General features: G+C 64.9%; 18 protein-coding genes. 8 read left to right on the top strand and 10 right to left on the bottom strand.

Features of this window, described 5'->3' with window-relative positions; translation table 11 throughout:
- Positions 1-174: 174 nt before the first annotated feature.
- Positions 175-1,032, top strand: coding sequence for a hypothetical protein (locus LK996_RS12190; protein WP_230527642.1), 858 nt, complete (start codon positions 175-177; stop codon positions 1,030-1,032).
- Positions 1,033-1,432: 400 nt separating this feature from the next.
- Here the strand turns inward: LK996_RS12190 and LK996_RS12185 are convergent, their stop codons facing one another.
- Genes LK996_RS12185 through LK996_RS12170 form a run of 4 tightly spaced genes read right to left on the bottom strand, consistent with a single transcriptional unit; the run spans position 1,433 to position 5,759 of the window.
- Positions 1,433-1,777, bottom strand: a complete 345-nt coding sequence (locus LK996_RS12185; RefSeq protein ID WP_230527641.1) for a hypothetical protein — start codon at positions 1,775-1,777, stop codon at positions 1,433-1,435.
- Positions 1,777-3,957 (bottom strand): RHS repeat-associated core domain-containing protein, encoded by a 2,181-nt coding sequence (locus tag LK996_RS16790; RefSeq protein ID WP_230527973.1) that lies wholly within the window; start codon positions 3,955-3,957, stop codon positions 1,777-1,779. Before LK996_RS16790 ends, LK996_RS12185 begins: the two co-directional genes overlap by 1 nt.
- A 20-nt stretch (positions 3,958-3,977) precedes the next feature.
- A complete protein-coding gene (locus LK996_RS12175) occupies positions 3,978-5,057 on the bottom strand; it encodes an RHS repeat domain-containing protein (protein ID WP_230527640.1) in 1,080 nt (359 codons plus the stop codon).
- Positions 5,058-5,102: 45 nt separating this feature from the next.
- Positions 5,103-5,759 carry an RHS repeat domain-containing protein gene (locus LK996_RS12170; protein WP_230527639.1) on the bottom strand — a complete coding sequence of 219 codons (657 nt, stop codon included), beginning with the start codon at positions 5,757-5,759 and terminating at the stop codon, positions 5,103-5,105.
- Positions 5,760-6,002: 243 nt separating this feature from the next.
- On the opposite strand from LK996_RS12170, the gene LK996_RS12165 reads away from it, so the two are divergent.
- On the top strand, positions 6,003-6,200 hold the full coding sequence (locus LK996_RS12165) for a hypothetical protein (protein ID WP_230527638.1): 198 nt from the start codon (positions 6,003-6,005) through the stop codon (positions 6,198-6,200).
- A 9-nt stretch (positions 6,201-6,209) separates the two neighbouring features.
- Here the strand turns inward: LK996_RS12165 and LK996_RS12160 are convergent, their stop codons facing one another.
- Together LK996_RS12160 and LK996_RS12155 are read right to left on the bottom strand one after the other, a co-directional pair.
- On the bottom strand, positions 6,210-6,548 hold the full coding sequence (locus tag LK996_RS12160; protein ID WP_230527637.1) for an EamA family transporter: 339 nt from the start codon (positions 6,546-6,548) through the stop codon (positions 6,210-6,212).
- On the bottom strand, positions 6,545-7,219 hold the full coding sequence (locus LK996_RS12155) for a class I SAM-dependent methyltransferase (protein ID WP_230527636.1): 675 nt from the start codon (positions 7,217-7,219) through the stop codon (positions 6,545-6,547). The genes LK996_RS12160 and LK996_RS12155 overlap by 4 nt, the downstream gene beginning before the upstream one ends.
- 116 nt (positions 7,220-7,335) lie before the next feature.
- Here LK996_RS12155 and LK996_RS12150 point away from each other — a divergent pair, with 116 nt between their 5' ends.
- Both LK996_RS12150 and LK996_RS12145 read left to right on the top strand, forming a co-directional pair.
- Positions 7,336-8,451 carry an AI-2E family transporter gene (locus LK996_RS12150; RefSeq protein ID WP_230527635.1) on the top strand — a complete coding sequence of 372 codons (1,116 nt, stop codon included), beginning with the start codon at positions 7,336-7,338 and terminating at the stop codon, positions 8,449-8,451.
- Between the two features lie 71 nt (positions 8,452-8,522).
- The gene (locus LK996_RS12145; protein WP_230527634.1) at positions 8,523-9,110 is read left to right on the top strand and encodes a hypothetical protein; all 588 of its coding nucleotides are present in this window, start codon (positions 8,523-8,525) and stop codon (positions 9,108-9,110) included.
- A gap of 28 nt (positions 9,111-9,138) precedes the next feature.
- Here the strand turns inward: LK996_RS12145 and LK996_RS12140 are convergent, their stop codons facing one another.
- On the bottom strand, positions 9,139-9,771 hold the full coding sequence (locus LK996_RS12140; protein ID WP_230527633.1) for an NAD(P)H-binding protein: 633 nt from the start codon (positions 9,769-9,771) through the stop codon (positions 9,139-9,141).
- Between the two features lie 43 nt (positions 9,772-9,814).
- Complete coding sequence (locus LK996_RS12135; RefSeq protein WP_230527632.1) at positions 9,815-10,324, bottom strand: DUF6496 domain-containing protein; 510 nt, start codon at positions 10,322-10,324, stop codon at positions 9,815-9,817.
- 126 nt (positions 10,325-10,450) lie between these two features.
- Between LK996_RS12135 and LK996_RS12130 the strand changes: the two genes are divergently transcribed.
- The gene (locus LK996_RS12130; protein ID WP_230527631.1) at positions 10,451-10,669 is read left to right on the top strand and encodes a hypothetical protein; all 219 of its coding nucleotides are present in this window, start codon (positions 10,451-10,453) and stop codon (positions 10,667-10,669) included.
- 12 nt (positions 10,670-10,681) lie between these two features.
- Here LK996_RS12130 and LK996_RS12125 read toward each other — a convergent pair whose 3' ends face one another.
- Positions 10,682-11,020 (bottom strand): hypothetical protein, encoded by a 339-nt coding sequence (locus tag LK996_RS12125; protein WP_230527630.1) that lies wholly within the window; start codon positions 11,018-11,020, stop codon positions 10,682-10,684.
- A gap of 225 nt (positions 11,021-11,245) precedes the next feature.
- On the opposite strand from LK996_RS12125, the gene LK996_RS12120 reads away from it, so the two are divergent.
- The 3 genes from LK996_RS12120 to LK996_RS12110 all read left to right on the top strand — a co-directional run bounded on the left by LK996_RS12120 (position 11,246) and on the right by LK996_RS12110 (position 14,124).
- Positions 11,246-11,923 (top strand): alpha/beta hydrolase family protein, encoded by a 678-nt coding sequence (locus LK996_RS12120; protein WP_230527629.1) that lies wholly within the window; start codon positions 11,246-11,248, stop codon positions 11,921-11,923.
- 141 nt (positions 11,924-12,064) lie between these two features.
- Positions 12,065-12,379, top strand: a complete 315-nt coding sequence (locus LK996_RS12115; protein WP_230527628.1) for a hypothetical protein — start codon at positions 12,065-12,067, stop codon at positions 12,377-12,379.
- 131 nt (positions 12,380-12,510) lie between these two features.
- Positions 12,511-14,124, top strand: coding sequence for a POT-type proton-dependent oligopeptide transporter (locus LK996_RS12110; RefSeq protein ID WP_230527627.1), 1,614 nt, complete (start codon positions 12,511-12,513; stop codon positions 14,122-14,124).
- 22 nt (positions 14,125-14,146) lie between these two features.
- Here the strand turns inward: LK996_RS12110 and LK996_RS12105 are convergent, their stop codons facing one another.
- Positions 14,147-15,937 carry a M14 family zinc carboxypeptidase gene (locus LK996_RS12105; protein ID WP_230527626.1) on the bottom strand — a complete coding sequence of 597 codons (1,791 nt, stop codon included), beginning with the start codon at positions 15,935-15,937 and terminating at the stop codon, positions 14,147-14,149.
- Between the last annotated feature and the right edge of the window lie 8 nt (positions 15,938-15,945).

Here is a 15,945-nt window from a genome sequence, read left to right as displayed (position 1 = left end):
TGTCCCCTTGGAAAGCGTGTGTGATTGCTGCACCTAGATTGCCAGAGCATTTGAGCTGGAGGTACGGAGGAGGCGACCAGCCGAGAAGCTTCTGGCGCGGAGCGCTTCGACTTCCAGCACCTGCAGGGCTTGTGCGTCTCCACGATGTGTCCTCGACACTCAAGGAGACCAACGATGCGACTTCCACTGGCGATCGGGACCTGCGTCCTCGCTTCACTGCTTCCACTTGCGTCGAGCGCCGATGAGAAGTCGCGGTTCGATGGCGCGGCCGTGCTTACGCTCCGCCTCGATGGAAACATCGAGGTCGATCCACAGGGCAAGGTGCTGTCGCACTCTTTCAAGACGGAGTTGCCGGACGACATTCGCGAGGTGGTGACCCGCGTGGTCGAGCAATTTCCCTTCGAGCCGCCGGTGCGCGATGGCATGCCAGCGCGCGTCAGGAGCGATATGACGGTGACATTGGCCGCGCAGCCCACGACGGCGGGATATGCCGTTCGATTGGAAGACGTGGTCTTCCAGGGGGTGGACATGCCCCAGGACGCGGGACGCTGGGTGATCGTCGACATGAAGCCGAGGATTGAACATCCCAAAGTGCCGGTCGTCGCTGTCATGCCGCTGGCGGTCCAGATCGCACCTGATGGAAAAGTGCTCAACGCCTTCGCCCGTCAATGCATCGTCCAGGCGACTGCGAAGGGTAGGGACAACGCCGTGACCTGCCAGAAGCTGGAGCAAAACGCCATTCGCGCCGTCAAGAAGTGGAAGCTGGTCTACGAGCCACCCGCAGGGAGTTCCGTTGCGCCCAGCGAACCCGTCACCGCCATTCTTGTTCTTCATTTCATGTGGGAAGACACGAAGGTAGCAGCGGAGCTTCGCGGTACCTGGCAGGCCGAATGGCGCACGAAGCCGCGCTGGGCTCCCTGGGAAAGCAAGCAAGGTCCAAGCATCGGCACGATGAATCCGACGCCGACCGGATACGTTCAAAGCGTCCCGGCGTTGAGCCTGCGCGATGGGGTGATCGGGAAGGCGCTGTAGCCGCTCGATCATCGCGACGAAGTCCGAATGCCCCGCTCATGGGGGGCATTCTTTTTGTACTACGAAGAACTGCATTTGAGGGCGGCGGACTACGCGCAACGCGGACGTGTCTGCTCGGTCCTCGTGGAGCTGGTGCTACGTAACGTCAACTGCGAAATTCGCGCGCCCCTTCAAACGTGCGCGCTCAATGAAGAAAGACCGTCCACCTTATTTTCGCCAGCGCATCATCCAGTTCGGCGCGGATTGCGTAGGGATGGGTCTTGTCGGTGCGTTGATAGGCGCTGCGATGCGTGTGCTCGAGCAACTGGGGCTTTGGGCTGAGAGGGTGTAAGCGTTGGCAAGGCGTCAAACAGATGTGAGGCTTTCTGTTGGCGCCAGTCGACCAGGTAGTACCTCCCGATCACTGCTCTTTTGGCACCAGTTCAACCTCGTAAGGTGGTTCACCCGAAGTCACTTTGACTGTCGCGACATATCGTTTGCGTTTGCCCATCGAATCCACGTCAAGCGAAAAGCGGTAGATCCACGTTCCTGCGCCGTAGCTGATTCGCTTTGGGCATAGAGAGCAAAGTGCATAGGTCGAATGGGCCTCGGACGGATGGGCTCTTATGTAGTCAGAGATAGCCGCTTCGTAAGGGCCGCTATGAAGGAGATAGGCGTGAAAGGCGATTTGCGCCAAGACAAGAACGCCAGCGACAAGACCAATTCGCTTCCAGAAGTCGCGGCTTCGAAACTGGGAGAAGGGCATTAGAAGATCACCTCCACACCAGCGCTGGCGGATGCGCCGAAGGTCTGTCGACCATCCAAGCCAAGCTTAATCCCGGGCACGTCGAGCCCACCGTAGGCGCGTCCAAGAGGCTTGGAGGCTTCGTAGCCACTCGTGGTGTTCGTACGAATTCCGACGCTTGCCCCGCCCGAGATACTGATTGCCGGGATCCCAACGGCAGCCGAGGCATACAAGCCAAAGCTGACGTTCACTGGACCGCAATCATCCGCTACCGCCTTGTCGGGTCGTTCACCGTTGGGGTCATACGAGACTCCCGCGCCCTCGCCGATGCCAGCTCTAAGGCCTAGCCCGTTGAACTGGAAGCCCTGCGCCGCGCTGTAGCTAAAGTAGATATCGATCGCTCCGCCAGCTCCTACAGGGAAGAAGTCCACCGAGAGCTTGTCCAGGCCCCAAGGGTCGACGTATCCGACGGGGTTTCCTCCGACGTAGGAGTACGTATTGATTCCGCCTCCCAGGCCAATTGGGTCGGTCTGCAAGTACCGCCCCAGCTCCGGAATGTAGTCCCGCCTCCCGTTATGCCAAACCCCCGACTCCACGTCGAAGTACTGGCCCGGAAGCCCGATATTCAATCCGCCCAAGCTATCGACAACAACCGCATCCCGCCCAAACGCCCCATTCCGCGCCCGCCACACCGTCGCACGCGCACTGTTCGTCACGACCTCCGGCCGCCCGAGATGGTCGGTATGCACCGCATGCAACTTCCCACCACGCACGAGTCCCACCAGCGTGTTCCCGAGCCACAGATAGTCCGTCCATCCGGTGGCAGGCACGAACTCCGCCATCAACCGATGCCCCTCGCGGATGAACCGCCGATTCCCCTGCGCTGCATTCGATGCGCCAACGCGCTGATCGAGCGCATCGAAGCGATACGTCGTCTTCGCACCGCCCGTCGTGTGTTCGTCGAGTCGATTGAACGCGTCATACACGACCGCATGCGCCTGCCCATTGCGGGTCCACGCGACAATGTTGCCGTTCGCGTTGTGGGTAAACGACGCGACCGCCGCGCCTGACGTCGAGAGCAAGCGATTGCTGTCCGCAGCGATCGCCGAAGTCGTCACCGATCCGCCAGACGCAGTCCGCAGCGTGCGATTGCCGATCGCGTCGTAGGCGAATCCATCGGTCCCCGCGGAAGTCAGCCTCCCCGCATTGTCGTACCCAAGGTTGTGCGTCCCAGCGGCGTCGATCCCGTTGGCGATACGCGTGATGTGGTCGCCGACATTGAATTGGTACGACAGCGACTGGCGCGCAACGCCGCTATGGTCGACGTCGATATCCGTCAGGCGACCATCTGCGTCGAACGTGTGCCGGCGAACCAGGCCGTTGCCGTGCGTCCACTGACTGGCAGGCCCGAACGGGCGATACGCGATGCCGGTGACGACGGGGACTTCGCCGGCGCCCATGTTCACGTGCATCGCGCTGATCGCGCCGTCGGCCCACGTATAGCGGACCTTCGCGCCGCTGGGGTAGGTGACATGCGTCGTGCGGCCCATGCCATCGACGGTGAACTTCGTCTCGTCGACGAAGCCGGGCCCCATTTCCTGCTTGACCGTGAGCGCGCCGAAGGCGTCGTACGCGAGCCTGGCGCGGTGCGCGGTTGCGCCGGCGTCCACCACTTCGTGCGAACACACCAGGCCCTTGCCGCCGGTGCACGTGTCGTACGTGTAGATGCGCGCGGTCTGGGGCGTACCCGCGCGCAGGAGGCGGCCGGAGGCATCGTAGGCGTAGGCCAGTACGCTGCCGTCGTTGCGGGTCATCGACGAACGCGTGCCATGTGGGGTGTACGCGAACGTGGTGCGGCCGCTGTCCTTGCTGTCCTGCTGCCATAGCTGGCCGAAGCCGTCGTACTTGTACGAGGTCACGACGTTGCGTGCGTCGGTGACGGAGATGATGCGATCGGCGGCGTCGTAGGCGATGCGCGTCTTCGCGCCGAGGGGATCGACGGTTTCGATCATGCGACCGAGTGCGTCGAACACCTGCGTGGTCCTGCGCCCCAGCGCGTCGGTGATCGTCACGGGGTTGCCGACGTCGTCGTACGTGGTCGTGACCGACTGGCCGTTGTTGCCGCGCACGCGGCGCACGCGGCCGAGCTCGTCGTAGTCGGTGGCCGTGCTGCGGGCGACGGCGAAGCCTGCGGCATCCATGCGGCCGACCTGTTCGAGGATCACCTGGCTGTTCGCGTTGTAGGACAGGCGGACGACGTCGGCCGGGTCCGTCGGCGGAGGCGTGGGGTTGTACTCCGGGTCCTCTTCGCACAGATGGCAGGCCATCGGCGCGACCGAAGGCGTGAGCTTGCGGGAGACTTCGACGAGGCGTTGCACGGCGTCGTAGGTGTAGCGCGCGCCACGCCGTCCGGCGTCGTCACCGATGCAAGTTTGCCGCCCGCGTTGTACGCCCATTGCGTCGAATGCCGGACTGTGCCGACGATCCGGGCTTCGACCAGCGGTCGGCCGCGCGCATCGAAGCTGCGTTCCAGCACGCCGCCGTTGGCATTGGTCTCCCGGCCCGCCTGGCCGAACACGTTGTGCAACGCATACGTGGGCCCGTGCCCGAGCGCGTTGCGCACGGAAAGCAGGTTGCCCACCGCATCGAAGGTCTGCGTGACCGCATCGCCCGCGCCCGGCATGGGGCCGTCGATGACGATCGTCGCGACCAGCGTGTTCGGATGGAAGGTGTATGCGTAGGTGGTGCTGTGCGCCTGTCCGTTGACGCCGGTCGCCGTGAGGTTGGTGACCGTCTCCGACGACAGCAGGCCATCGCTGCGATAGGTGAAGTTGCGGCGCGACTGGCCCTGCAACGTGATGGAAGCGAGCTGGTTCTGCGCATTCCACGCCCACGTGGTCGTGCGCGCGAGCGCCGTGCCCGCCGCCTCCCGGCGCATGGTGCGACGACCATGGGCGTCGTACGCGAACTCGGTCAGGTGGCCTTCGAAGTCGGAGACGATGTGCTCGCGGCCCTTCGCGTCGTAGTTGAACTCGCGATACGACGCTGCGCAGTTGGCCGACGCCTGGCCGGTCGCGCTGACCATGCGGTGGTTCTGGTAGCGGTAGGTGGCCTTCTTGCCGAGCGGGTTGGTGTGCAAAACGGTGTGGATGCCGTTGGCTTCGTCGGTGTAGGCGAAGGTGTGGCGATCGGCGCCGTTGGCGTGTTCGGTAGAGGCGGCGCGGTCCTTGTGGTCGTAGGTGAACGTCGAGAAGCGGACACCGCCGATGCTCTTTCCGCGCAGGCGGTCGTCGCCGAGCATCGTGCCGTAGTGGTAGGTGATCGTGGTCGTCGGCGTGCCGGGCAGCTACGTGGATGCCAGTCGGCCCTGGGAGTCGTACCCGTACTTGTAGGCAGAGCCCACCGGGTCGGTCACCTGGACCACGCGAGCTTCGCTGCCGAACTTTGCCCACTGGAATTGCACGCTCCGCCCGGAGGTATGCACCACGCGGTCGAGCATCGGCTTGGTCGACGGCGCCAAGTGCGCAAGTTGCGCGTAGTGGAACGTGAGGCCGACGCCGCGTCGGTTCTTCTGCGTCAGCACGCGGCCGGTCGTGTCGTACGTCTCGACGAGGTTGTCTGGCGCGTACAGCGTGTAGCCGCTCCCGCTGGCCACGATGCGTGCGACGCCGCCGTTCTTGTCGCGCCAGTCGTTGGTTGCGGTCTGATGCGTGAAGTCGATGCGCGATCCATCGTTGCGATACGCGGTGATGGTGCCGGTCCCGACGAGCAGGGACATCTCGAAGTTGGTTCGCCAGCGACCGCCGAGCATGGTGCCCATCTGGCCGAAGGAGGCGTAGGTGCGCTTCACGTAGAGCGCCATCTCGCCTTGCAGCGCGAAGTCGATCTCTACCTCGCGCTTGGCGCCGGTGGCGGGCTCGACCGGATTGCCGAACTGATTCGGCGCGGCGCTGTCGATGCAGTCGGATTCGATGAGGCGGATCTGCCCGAACAAATCGCGCATCGGACCACCGTAGCGATCGACGAGCAGCCCATTGTTGGTGCGCTCCCAAACGGGGCGCTCGCGGGCGAGGAAGTCCCCGTGCACGCTATCGAAGCTGACCTCCCGCGTGCCCGTGATCGGGATGGGATCGCATCGAAAGTAGCCGTTGTGATCCACCCAGCAGATCTGATCGGACTGGACTGCTTCCACGCTGGAAGGTGATGCGGCAAGCGCCGCCAACAGGATCCAACTCGTGCCACGTACATGCATCGGGTCATCGCGCCATTCGACGAAGAAGTCGAAAGGCTCGATGACGACATCAATTTCGCGATATCAGCGCACGCCGAATTCGTGGCGCGAATCGTCTTGTCGGAAGTGCGCGTTGCCCGGTACTTCGAAATGACGCTGCCCAATGCGCGATGTATCCACCAAGTGCGCGTTCGGCTGCGGCTGGTGGCGTAACGGTCGCTTTTAAGCCCTCACCGCGAGAATCACCCCGCAAACAATCAACGCCGCCCCGATCACGTATTGCGGCGTCACGCGTTCCGACAGGAACAGCACACTCAACGCAGGCACCGCGACAAAGCTCAACGCCATGAACGGATACGCCTTCGTCAGCGGCACGCTCTTCAGCACATACACCCACAGCAGCGTCGCAGTGCCGTAGATCCCCATCGCCAGCGTCATCATCGCGAGCACCTGCATCGACAACGCAGGCGCACCCGCGGCCAGTTTCTGCCCGACCAGCTTGAACAACAGCTGCCCGGCACAAATCATCGCGACGCTGACCAGGATGAGCGCTGTATTCATTTGGTGACGTGCACGATGTAGAAGAGGTTGGCGTCCATCGACGGAATGCGCAATGGCAACCACTGTTCGTCGAGGTCGTGGAAGTAGAAGCGCAGGAACGACACCAGGTTGTTGATGGAGTTGATGTGCTCGCGCGCCATCCAGTAGTCGTAGTCGATGCCGACGCGGGTGAAGGTCTTCCGCGGTCCGAGCATGCGGCCGAAGCGCCACGCGAAGCCCGGGTCGCACGGCAGGACGATCGATAGCGTTCCGCCGGGTTTGAGGACGCGCATCCATTCGCGGATGACTTTGTGCGGTTCCGGCAGGTGTTCGAGGATGTGCGCGGCGATGACGCGATCGAAGCTGTCGTCGCCGTACGTCAGTTGCGTCGCGTCCTGCGCTTCGACGGTGACCCGGCCGGCGGCAAGCTTGGCGGCCTGCTCGAGCATCGGCGGGTTGAGGTCGGTCATCACGTACTCGTCGAACGTGTGCCGCACATAGCGCAGGTGCACGCCGGTGCCCGCGCCGACTTCCAGCACCCGGCCGAAGTGGTCTTTCTCGGAGAAGCGCTGCTCGCACCACGCGTGGCTGCGGGACAGGAAGAACCCGGCCAGGCCTTCGTCGTAGTTCTTGCCCTCGTAGGCCTTGGCCCACTTGGTCATGTAGTCGGCGTGATCAGGATCTTGCCGCATGCGGCCCACCCCCTTTCCTCGTACGGGATCGAGTGTAGCGCCCCCCTGTCGTGATTGTTTCACCTTGGCCCAAGAGCCAATTCAGCCGCACCCGCCCCGGCGCGATCATCCGGCCCATGCAACCCAAGGCCCTCCGCCAGCGCCTGACCACCGACCTCGCGGAGACCCTGATCCGCGTCGCCCTGATCGTCCTGCTCGTCATCGTCTGCGTGCGGGTATTCACGCCGTTCTCGCACCTGCTGGTCATCGCGATGATCCTGGCGGTTGCGCTGTATCCGCTCTACCTGGTGGTGCTACGTTGGTTCGGCGGTCGCCGTCGGCTCACGGCGACGGTGCTCGTGCTGCTCGCGCTGACGCTGATCGGCGCGCCGATCGTCGTGCTCGGCATCGGCGTCACCAATCAGCTGAGCGAGGTGTACCACCGCGCGGAAGACGACACGCTGGCGTTGCCGGCGCCCGATCCGCGCGTGCGCGAGTGGCCGATCGTCGGTGAGCGCGTGCATGCCGCGTGGAGTGGCGCGTCGTCGAACCTCCCGACGTTCCTGCAGCAGAACCGCGAGGTCATCCGTGGGTTCGCGAAGAAGACGCTGTCGATGGCCGGCAACGGGATGAAGGGCGTCGCGGTCTTCCTGCTCGCGATCATCGTGGCGGGCGTGCTGATGGTCCACGCCAAGGCGGAGGAACGCATCGCGCGGCGCATCGTCGTGCGGCTCACCGACGCGGAGCAAGGGCCGAAGTTGCTGACGCTGTCGATCGCGACCATGCGATCGGTGGCCACCGGCGTCGTCGGCGTCGCCTTCATCCAGGCGGTGATGCTCGGCATCGGCTTCCTGCTCGCGGGGGTGCCCGGCGCGGGTGTGCTCGCGTTGATCGCGTTGTTCGTCGGCATCCTGCAGTTGCCCGCGTTGCTGGTGTCGCTGCCGGCGGTCGCGTGGTTGTGGATGTCGGAGGACGGTGGCTCGACGCTGGCGAAGGTGTTGTTCACCGCGTGGTTCGTCATCGCGGGCCTGGCCGACAACGTGCTCAAGCCGCTGCTGCTCGGGCGCGGCGTCGATGCGCCGATGCTCGTGATCCTGATCGGCGCGATCGGTGGGATGGTGACCGGCGGGATGACGGGGTTGTTCCTCGGCGCCGTTTTGCTGGCGGTGGGGTACCGGATCTTCATGCAATGGGTGGATCGGGGTGCGGCGGAGACGGCGGTTGCCCCGGTGGAGGCTGGGGAGAAACCGTAGGTCCGGCGCAGGCTGCATACTTTGGTCTCGGGACCATCGTCCGGGGCAGATCGATGATCAGGATGGCGTTCGTGGCGCTTGTCGCCATGCAACTCGGTGCATGCGCGTCCGCAAGCGATCGCGCGAACGAAGGTGAGTTCGTGCAACGTCGCACCACGTTTCCGTCGGGCGTGGTGTTGCTCATTGTCGCGAGCGAGCCTCGCTTCACCGACGACATCTGCTGGGCGAACTCGCGCACGAGCTTCGTCAAGCCAGGGAAGGATGCGGACGAGAGTGCGCCGGAGCCGGATGAGATCACGCTGTTCCCCGGTGTCGATGCGTCGAACTGCAGTCGGTCGGGCGTGGCGGGAAGGAACGGAATTCGCGCCACCAAGCCTGCGCTTTCGAAGGCCTCCGCGTCGTATCGCATCATCGATGCGCTGCTGCGACCGTCGCGACCGCTGGCGCCGTTGTGCCTGGATGCGCGGGGCATCGGGGGCGACATCGAGACGTCGACTTTCTACGTCACGGATATGTACGGCACCGCCGACGATGACGACGTGGCATTCGAACTCATGTCCGACGAACATGCGTCGGTATCGTTCAGTGTCGACGCGACGAACAAGGAGTCCGGTTGGGCGCTGGGCCAGGTGACGTGCAGCGTCGATTGGACGATGTGAACGCGGAAGGGGAAACGCGGAGCGCGGATCAGCGCGTCATGCGCTCCGACCCGATCACGTGCACGCCCGCCTGCGGGTCCAGTGCGGCGTCCAGCATCGTTGCTGCGATGCGGTCGGCAGGGTTCGTGCGCCAGCGCTTCGGCACCACGCCGCCGAACGCGCGCAGGACGGCAATGCCGATGCGTTCGCCCGCGCGGAATTCATCGCGGTCGCCTTCGATCAATCCGGGCCGCACGAGGGTCAGCGAGCGGAAGCCGACCTGCGCGATGTCGTGTTCGGTCTCGCCCTTGACGCGAAGATAGAACACGCGCGCGTTGCGATCGGCGTTGGTCGACGAGTTCAACACGTACGTTGGCGTGCCATGCGCATGCGCGAGTTGCGCGGCGGCGAGCGGGTAATCGTGGTCGACGCGGCGGAACGCGTCCTCGGAGCCTGCGATGCGCATGGTCGTGCCGAGTGCGCAGATCACGGCATCGGCTTGCCACCAAGGCGCGTCGGCGGGCAGGGCGTCGAAATCGACGACGGGGGCGAACAACTTCGGTTGCGCTTCGATTGGACGCCGCACCGGTGCGATCACTTTGTCGACGTGCGGATGCGCAAGCGCTTGCGCCAGCACATGCCGGCCCACGAGGCCCGTCGATCCGAGCACCAGTAGCTTCACGCCATCGCTCTCCGCCGCCGACCGCCGAAGCTTACGTCAACGCTCAGTGGGCGTGCGCGTGGACCTCGCGCGTATGCGCTGCTTTCCTCGCGGCTGCCGAGCGCTCGGCCGGGCCTTTCGTGCGCGCCGCCTTCTTCGCGGCGGCGGAGCGATCGGCGGCGGTGCGCTTCTTCGCGGCCTTCGTCGCCTGGCGCGAGAGCGCAGTCTTCGATGCCGCGGCGCGCGGCTCCTTCTTGAGCGCCTTCTTCGTGGCCGTTGCGCGCTTGGTCGATTTGCGTGCGGTGCTCTTCTTCGCGCCGGCTTCGACGTCCTTCTTCGCCTTGCGTCGTGTTTCCGCCGACGCCTTGCCTTTCTCCGGCGGCGGCAGGTCGACGCCCGCGCGTCGCGCCTTCGACAACCCGATCGCGATCGCTTGCTTCGCGGATCGCGCACCATGCTTGCCTTCGCGAATGTGCTCGATCTCCTCGTGCACGAACTCGCCGGCCTGCGTGCTGGCGGACTTGCCCTTGCGCTTGTCTTTCTTGGCGCGTTCGATCGTGCGTTTCTCCGGCATGGGAATGCTCCGTTCGCTCGATGCAACGAACATAGGCGCACGCACGTCGAGCGAACGCGACGACACCTCTGAATCATTCAGATCGCAGCCCTTCCTCGCGCACGAAGCGAGTGCTAGCGTCCGAGGATGCGCAGCGAATCCGGCCCCGCAGATCGCCTCCACTCGGCCATCGAAGAAAGCCGTGCATTGCGCAGGCAAGCGGGCGAACTCATCGCGGTCGCGCGCAAGCAGCTGCAAGCGCATCCGGACATCGACACAGTCATGCGCGAGTCGTTCGTGATGCGCGCCAAGGCATCGCTGAACGTGGCGACGGCGCGGCGCCTGTCGGAACCACGCGCGCACTGACGAGCCAGGCGATCACTCGTCTTCGTTGTCGCGGCACTGCCGCTGCAGCACGCCTTCCCAGAACGACAAGCGACGGTTGAGATCCTCCGACAACTCGGTGACGTCGCCGTCGCCCAGGCCCAGGTTGCGCACCGCCTGGTCGGGGTAATAGTCGGCGACCATGCTGCGCCACTGCTGGAGCATCTGCCCGTCGACGTTGGCGTGGCCGACCAGCAGGCCGATGAGCATCGAATCGATCTCTTCGCGCTGCGCCAGGCGCATGACCGCAACCTGCAGTTCGCGGATATAGCCATAGGCATCCGCGAGCTTCTGTTCTTCGGGACTGAAGAGGTAGCGGGTGGTCGACATCATGGCGCCTTGCGTGTCTCCGATGGACTCGTGCACAGCAATAGAGGTTCGCGTGTCAACGTAGTGCAAGCGGCGGGGCGTGGAACTGCCCCGGCCGTTCGATAGGGCAGTTGGCGAATCGATGTTTCCTGGCTTAGCATCCGTTGCGCATACCCCGGCAAGCTCCTCTCCTCACACGCGGCAAGTGAGTGAAGGGTCCGGGGTTTTTCGTTGCCGCCGGGGATCACGATGCTCAAGGCACTTCTGCTCGCATTGACGTTGTTCGCGTCAACGTCCCACGCCGCCGAAATCATCACCGCGCCACCCGACAAACCCGACCCCGCGAAGACCTACGTCTTCTACCTCCACGGCAAGATCATCGAAGAGAAGGGCCCGCGTCCCACCGATGCGCGCTTCGGTCTCTACGACTATCCAGCGGTGCTCGAGACGCTGGCGTCGCGCGGCGCCGTCGTGATCTCGGCGCAACGTCCGAAGGACACCGACATGGCGGCGTACGCGGGCGCTGTCGTCGGCCAGATCGAGCACCTGATCGAGCTGGGTGTTCCGGAGAACCACATCGTGGTCGTCGGCTTCTCGAAAGGCGGCGGCATCGCCGCGCGCGTGTCGAGTTTCCTGCGTCGCAGGGACGTGCGCTTCGTGCTGCTCGCCGCGTGCTGGGATGCGAAGCAATCGCCGCTTCGCCTCGCTGGTCGCGTGCTGTCGATCCGCGAAGCGAGCGACACGCTGGTGACGGAGTCGTGCCGCACGTTCGCGGAGCAAGCCGAAAAGCCGGCGTCATTCGATGAGCTCGTGATCGACACCGGCCGCTCGCATGGCGCGTTCTACCTGCCGCGCGAGGAATGGACGAAGCCGACGCTCGAGTTCATCCACACCGGCCGCAACGACCCTGCCATTGGTCATAAGTAAAACGGGCTAACCCGCCGCTCGTCGGTGTACATCGGTTCACCAGCTTTCGTCATTTGTATTCACAGGCATGGCACGCGCATCGTCACGATTCGGACAGAGGACGACAGGCCGTCGTCCGCCGAACAGGAAAGGAGACGCGCAATGCGCATTGCCCAAGTTGTCGCGCTTTCCCTCGTTGTGTTCGCCAGCGGGAGTGCGCTGGCGCAGGAAGCGCTGACTGCCATCGAAGTGAAGGCCGAGGAGTCGCAACGGACGATGACGATCTCGTGTGTCGATCCTGCCCAACCGAGCCTCAAGGATGTCGAGCAAGTGCTCGCCGTCAGCGACCCCGCGCAAGCCAATGGCCTGCGCGACAAGTTGATGGAGGCCGCGGCAGAAGCTTGCACGAAGCAGGTGCCGAAGATCCTGGTCTCGCGCACAGGCAACGGCAAGATCACCTGGAAACCCTTGCAGTAACGCATCGCGCGGGAGCGTCATCCCGTTCAGGTGCGCATCGCGGCCCCGGAGGGGACGGGGCCGCCCGGGGTCGTGGCGCATCCGTCGCCGCGGTCGGCTACAGTGCGGGCTGACGCCAGGCCACCCGCACCATGACCTCGACTCCTGCTGAAGCCATCGCCGCGCCGCAGCGCCTCCCGCGGCAAATCCCCTACATCATCGGCAACGAAGCTTGCGAGCGTTTCTCGTTCTACGGGATGCGCAACATCCTGGTGCAGTTCCTGATCTCGAGCGTCATCCTGGCCTACGTGCCGCTGGCCGACCGGGAAGGCGCCGCGAAGGACATCTTCCACAGCTTCGTCATCGGCGTGTACTTCTTCCCGCTGCTCGGCGGGTGGCTGAGCGATCGGTTCTTCGGCAAGTACAACACCGTGTTGTGGTTCTCGCTGATCTACTGCGCGGGCCATGCGTGCCTGGCGTTGTTCGAGGACAACCGCAACGGCTTCTTCACCGGCCTGTTCCTGATCGCGCTCGGGTCCGGCGGCATCAAGCCGTTGGTGGTTTCGTTCTGCGGCGATCAGTTCACCCAGGCGAACAAGTCGCTGGCGAAGATCGTCTTCGACTACTTCTACTTCTCGATCAACTTCGGTTCGTTCTTCGCGTCGTTGCTGATGCCGTTGTTCCTGCGCGAGTACGGCGCGGCGGTGGCGTTCGGCATCCCGGGCGTGCTGATGTTCATCGCGACCTTCATCTTCTGGCTCGGCCGGAAGCAGTACGTGCGCGTGCCGCCGGCGACGCACGATCCGCATTCGTTCCTGCATGTGGCGAAGTCCGCGCTCACCTCGACCAACGGCGCGGGCCGTCCCGGCTACTGGGTCGCGGCCTTCGGCGGTGCGCTCGCGATCTTCATGCTGATGGCGTGGGCGATCGGACCGTCGTGGTGGCCGAAGGATTTCGGGTTCGTGATCACGGCGTGCCTTGCGCTCGGTGTGTTGATCGCGTGCGGCGGCTTCGGCACGTCGATGCAACTCGAACGCGCGCGCGGCCTGCATCCCGACGAGAACGTCGACGGCGTGCGCACGGTGCTGCGCATCCTGATCGTATTCGCGCTGACCACGCCGTTCTGGTCGCTGTTCGACCAGAAGGCGTCGACGTGGGTGATCCAGGGTCGCGAGATGGTCATCCCGCACGACCAGTGGTGGTGGCCGAGTTTCCTGGTGAAGGAAGCGGGGCAGATGCAGGCGCTCAACCCCGCGCTGATCATGCTGATCATCCCGTTCAACAACCTCGTGCTGTATCCGGCGCTGCGCAACATGGGCCTGGAGCCCACCGCGCTGCGCCGTATGGGCATGGGGATCGTGTTCTCCGGCATCGCATGGATCGTCGCCGGCATGCTGCAGTTGTGGATCGACGGCGGCGCGCAGGTGTCGCTGGCGTGGCAGTCCGCGCCGTACCTGCTGCTGACGTTCGGCGAAGTATTGGTATCCGCGACCGCGCTCGAGTTCGCCTACAGCCAGGCGCCGCAGGCGATGAAGGGCGTGATCATGGCGTTCTGGTATCTCACCAGCACGTTCGGCAGCCTGTGGGTGCTGCTGACCAACGCCGGCGTGCGCAACGACACGGTGACCGCGCACATCGCCACGACGGGGTTGAGCGAGAACGCGTTCCTGATGTTCTTCTTCGCCGCGTTCGCCTTCGTCGCGGCGCTCGGCTTCGCGTGGTACGCGCGGCGTTACCAGATGCAGGACAACTACCGCGCTGCGTGATGCCGCGCGACGCGTCAGCGCGTCACTGCGTGACCGTGAAGTACACCGCCTGCGGCGTGCCGCCCGCGCCCGACGCATCGAGCCCGCGCACGAAGGCGTAGTGCGTGCCGAGCGCGAGGTTCCCGGTCGGGATGCTCAGGTACACGTGCTCGCGCGGGCTGTTGAACGCGCCGTCGCCCGGCCGCATCACGAACGACGTGTTGCCCGCCACCCACGGCCGCGAATCGAGATACAGGCGCGCCTCGGTGATGTTCTGTACGGGTTCGGCGCCCTGGCTCTGGTTGAAGCGCGTGTCGTCCACCCACGCCGACACGGTGAAGTACGTTCCGCGCTTCACGCTCGCGGCGGAACGCGAGATCCCCGTCGTGTCGGGTCCGCGCGGATACCAGTAGGGCGCACCGAGGGTGCGCGCGGCGTACTTCAACGCAGCGAGGTTCTGCGGATACGTGGTGGACTCGAACGTCGAGCAGCTTTCGAAGAACGCCTGGCCGAGCTCGATCGTGTAACTCGGCGCGCCGGTGAGGCCGTAGACGGTGTCGGTGTTGGTGCCGTCGGCCGGATACAGGCCGATCCACTGCTTCGGCTGGTAGTTGTTGAAATACGCGAGGCGGCGGCCGAGCGTTTGCAACGCGCCGGCGTTCGGCGAGACGGCGCTCGTCGACGACCACGGCCACAACACCAGTCGCGAGAAACTGTGGATGTCGAGGAAGATCCCCGGATAGCCCGTCGGCGCCGCGCCGTTGTCGGTGCGCTGGTCGGGCAGCACGCCGCCGCGGTACACGCCGTCGCTGCCGCGCGTGCCGACGATGTAACGCATCGCCGCGGTGGTTTCGGGTTCCGATGCCGTGCGCGTGCCGCGATAGTTCACCGCGCACGGATTGGAGCTCGAGCCGTCGGGCACCTGGCCCCAGCGCCACGACCAGTTGCGGTTGAGGTCGACGCCGTAGTTGTTCGCGCTGCACGCGCCGTTGTCGGTGTTCGTATTCTTGCGCCACGAAATGCCCGACTCGGCCTTCTTCCGCCCATCCGGATTGGCCTGCAGGATGAAGTGGAAACGGAAGTTGTCGACGAGCCACGTCGCTTCCTGGTCCACGCCGTAGCGGTCGAGCAGCCACTCCGAGAAGCGCGTCACCAGTTCGGCGGTCGTGTACTCGCGCGCGTGGATCGCGGCGAGCACGACCATGTTCTGCTTGTTCAGGAACTTCGCGTCGGTCGCCGTGTTGTTCACGCGCAGCACGCGCATGCGATAGCCCTGCGCGCCGGCGGTCTTCGTCCAGGTCCAGCTCGGGCCGATGTCGATCACGCTCGCCATGCTCGGCCTCTGCGCGGCGAGGCGGTTCATCGTCGCGTAGGTTTCTTCGACCGTGCGATAGCACGCGTAGTTGGGGATCGACTCGGCCGTGCGCAGGCCCTTGTAGTGGAGCTTCGTCTCGGTGGCCATCGCGAGTTCGGCTTCCACGTCGCGCATCTTCGCGGTCGCTTCGTCATCGATCTCGAAGCGCACGCCCGCGCGACGCAACGCCCGCAGGTCGTCGTAGTTGGCTTCCACCTTCGCCGTGTGCGCCTTCTCGTCGATCTGCACATGCTGGAAGTGCGAGGCGATGCGCACGAGCTCGGCGCGGTCGCGCCAATGGGCCGTGATGAAGACCAGGCGGTCGGGGTCGTTGAGGAAGTTGCTGGTCGGCGTGGCGCCCTGCGTGCCGGTCGCGTCGGTGAGCGTGCCGGCGACGAGCCAGCAGACCGGAGCGGCGATGAGGGCAGCGGCCACCGCGCGTGCCAGCGCGATCCGGCGGTGCGGGCGATTGGAGGGCATGCGGCGGG

Source organism: Noviluteimonas lactosilytica, assembly GCF_020866925.1.
Lineage (GTDB): Bacteria > Pseudomonadota > Gammaproteobacteria > Xanthomonadales > Xanthomonadaceae > Noviluteimonas > Noviluteimonas lactosilytica.
The sequence above is the reverse complement of the archived record's forward strand: the minus strand, read 5'-3'. Positions and strand labels throughout refer to the sequence as shown.

What these genes read in the sequence shown, in the direction of transcription:
- LK996_RS12190 (WP_230527642.1), top strand. Translation starts at nt 175, where the DNA reads ATGCGACTTCCACTGGCGATCGGGACCTGCGTCCTCGCTTCACTGCTT.
- LK996_RS12185 (WP_230527641.1), bottom strand. Translation starts at nt 1,777, where the DNA reads ATGCCCTTCTCCCAGTTTCGAAGCCGCGACTTCTGGAAGCGAATTGGT.
- LK996_RS16790 (WP_230527973.1), bottom strand. Translation starts at nt 3,957, where the DNA reads ATGGATGCCGCAGGCTTCGCCGTCGCCCGCAGCACGGCCACCGACTAC.
- LK996_RS12175 (WP_230527640.1), bottom strand. Translation starts at nt 5,057, where the DNA reads ATGCTCGGCGACGACCGCCTGCGCGGAAAGAGCATCGGCGGTGTCCGC.
- LK996_RS12170 (WP_230527639.1), bottom strand. Translation starts at nt 5,759, where the DNA reads ATGCGCGATTTGTTCGGGCAGATCCGCCTCATCGAATCCGACTGCATC.
- LK996_RS12165 (WP_230527638.1), top strand. Translation starts at nt 6,003, where the DNA reads ATGCATCGGGTCATCGCGCCATTCGACGAAGAAGTCGAAAGGCTCGAT.
- LK996_RS12160 (WP_230527637.1), bottom strand. Translation starts at nt 6,548, where the DNA reads ATGAATACAGCGCTCATCCTGGTCAGCGTCGCGATGATTTGTGCCGGG.
- LK996_RS12155 (WP_230527636.1), bottom strand. Translation starts at nt 7,219, where the DNA reads ATGCGGCAAGATCCTGATCACGCCGACTACATGACCAAGTGGGCCAAG.
- LK996_RS12150 (WP_230527635.1), top strand. Translation starts at nt 7,336, where the DNA reads ATGCAACCCAAGGCCCTCCGCCAGCGCCTGACCACCGACCTCGCGGAG.
- LK996_RS12135 (WP_230527632.1), bottom strand. Translation starts at nt 10,324, where the DNA reads ATGCCGGAGAAACGCACGATCGAACGCGCCAAGAAAGACAAGCGCAAG.
- LK996_RS12130 (WP_230527631.1), top strand. Translation starts at nt 10,451, where the DNA reads ATGCGCAGCGAATCCGGCCCCGCAGATCGCCTCCACTCGGCCATCGAA.
- LK996_RS12125 (WP_230527630.1), bottom strand. Translation starts at nt 11,020, where the DNA reads ATGATGTCGACCACCCGCTACCTCTTCAGTCCCGAAGAACAGAAGCTC.
- LK996_RS12120 (WP_230527629.1), top strand. Translation starts at nt 11,246, where the DNA reads ATGCTCAAGGCACTTCTGCTCGCATTGACGTTGTTCGCGTCAACGTCC.
- LK996_RS12115 (WP_230527628.1), top strand. Translation starts at nt 12,065, where the DNA reads ATGCGCATTGCCCAAGTTGTCGCGCTTTCCCTCGTTGTGTTCGCCAGC.
- LK996_RS12110 (WP_230527627.1), top strand. Translation starts at nt 12,511, where the DNA reads ATGACCTCGACTCCTGCTGAAGCCATCGCCGCGCCGCAGCGCCTCCCG.
- LK996_RS12105 (WP_230527626.1), bottom strand. Translation starts at nt 15,937, where the DNA reads ATGCCCTCCAATCGCCCGCACCGCCGGATCGCGCTGGCACGCGCGGTG.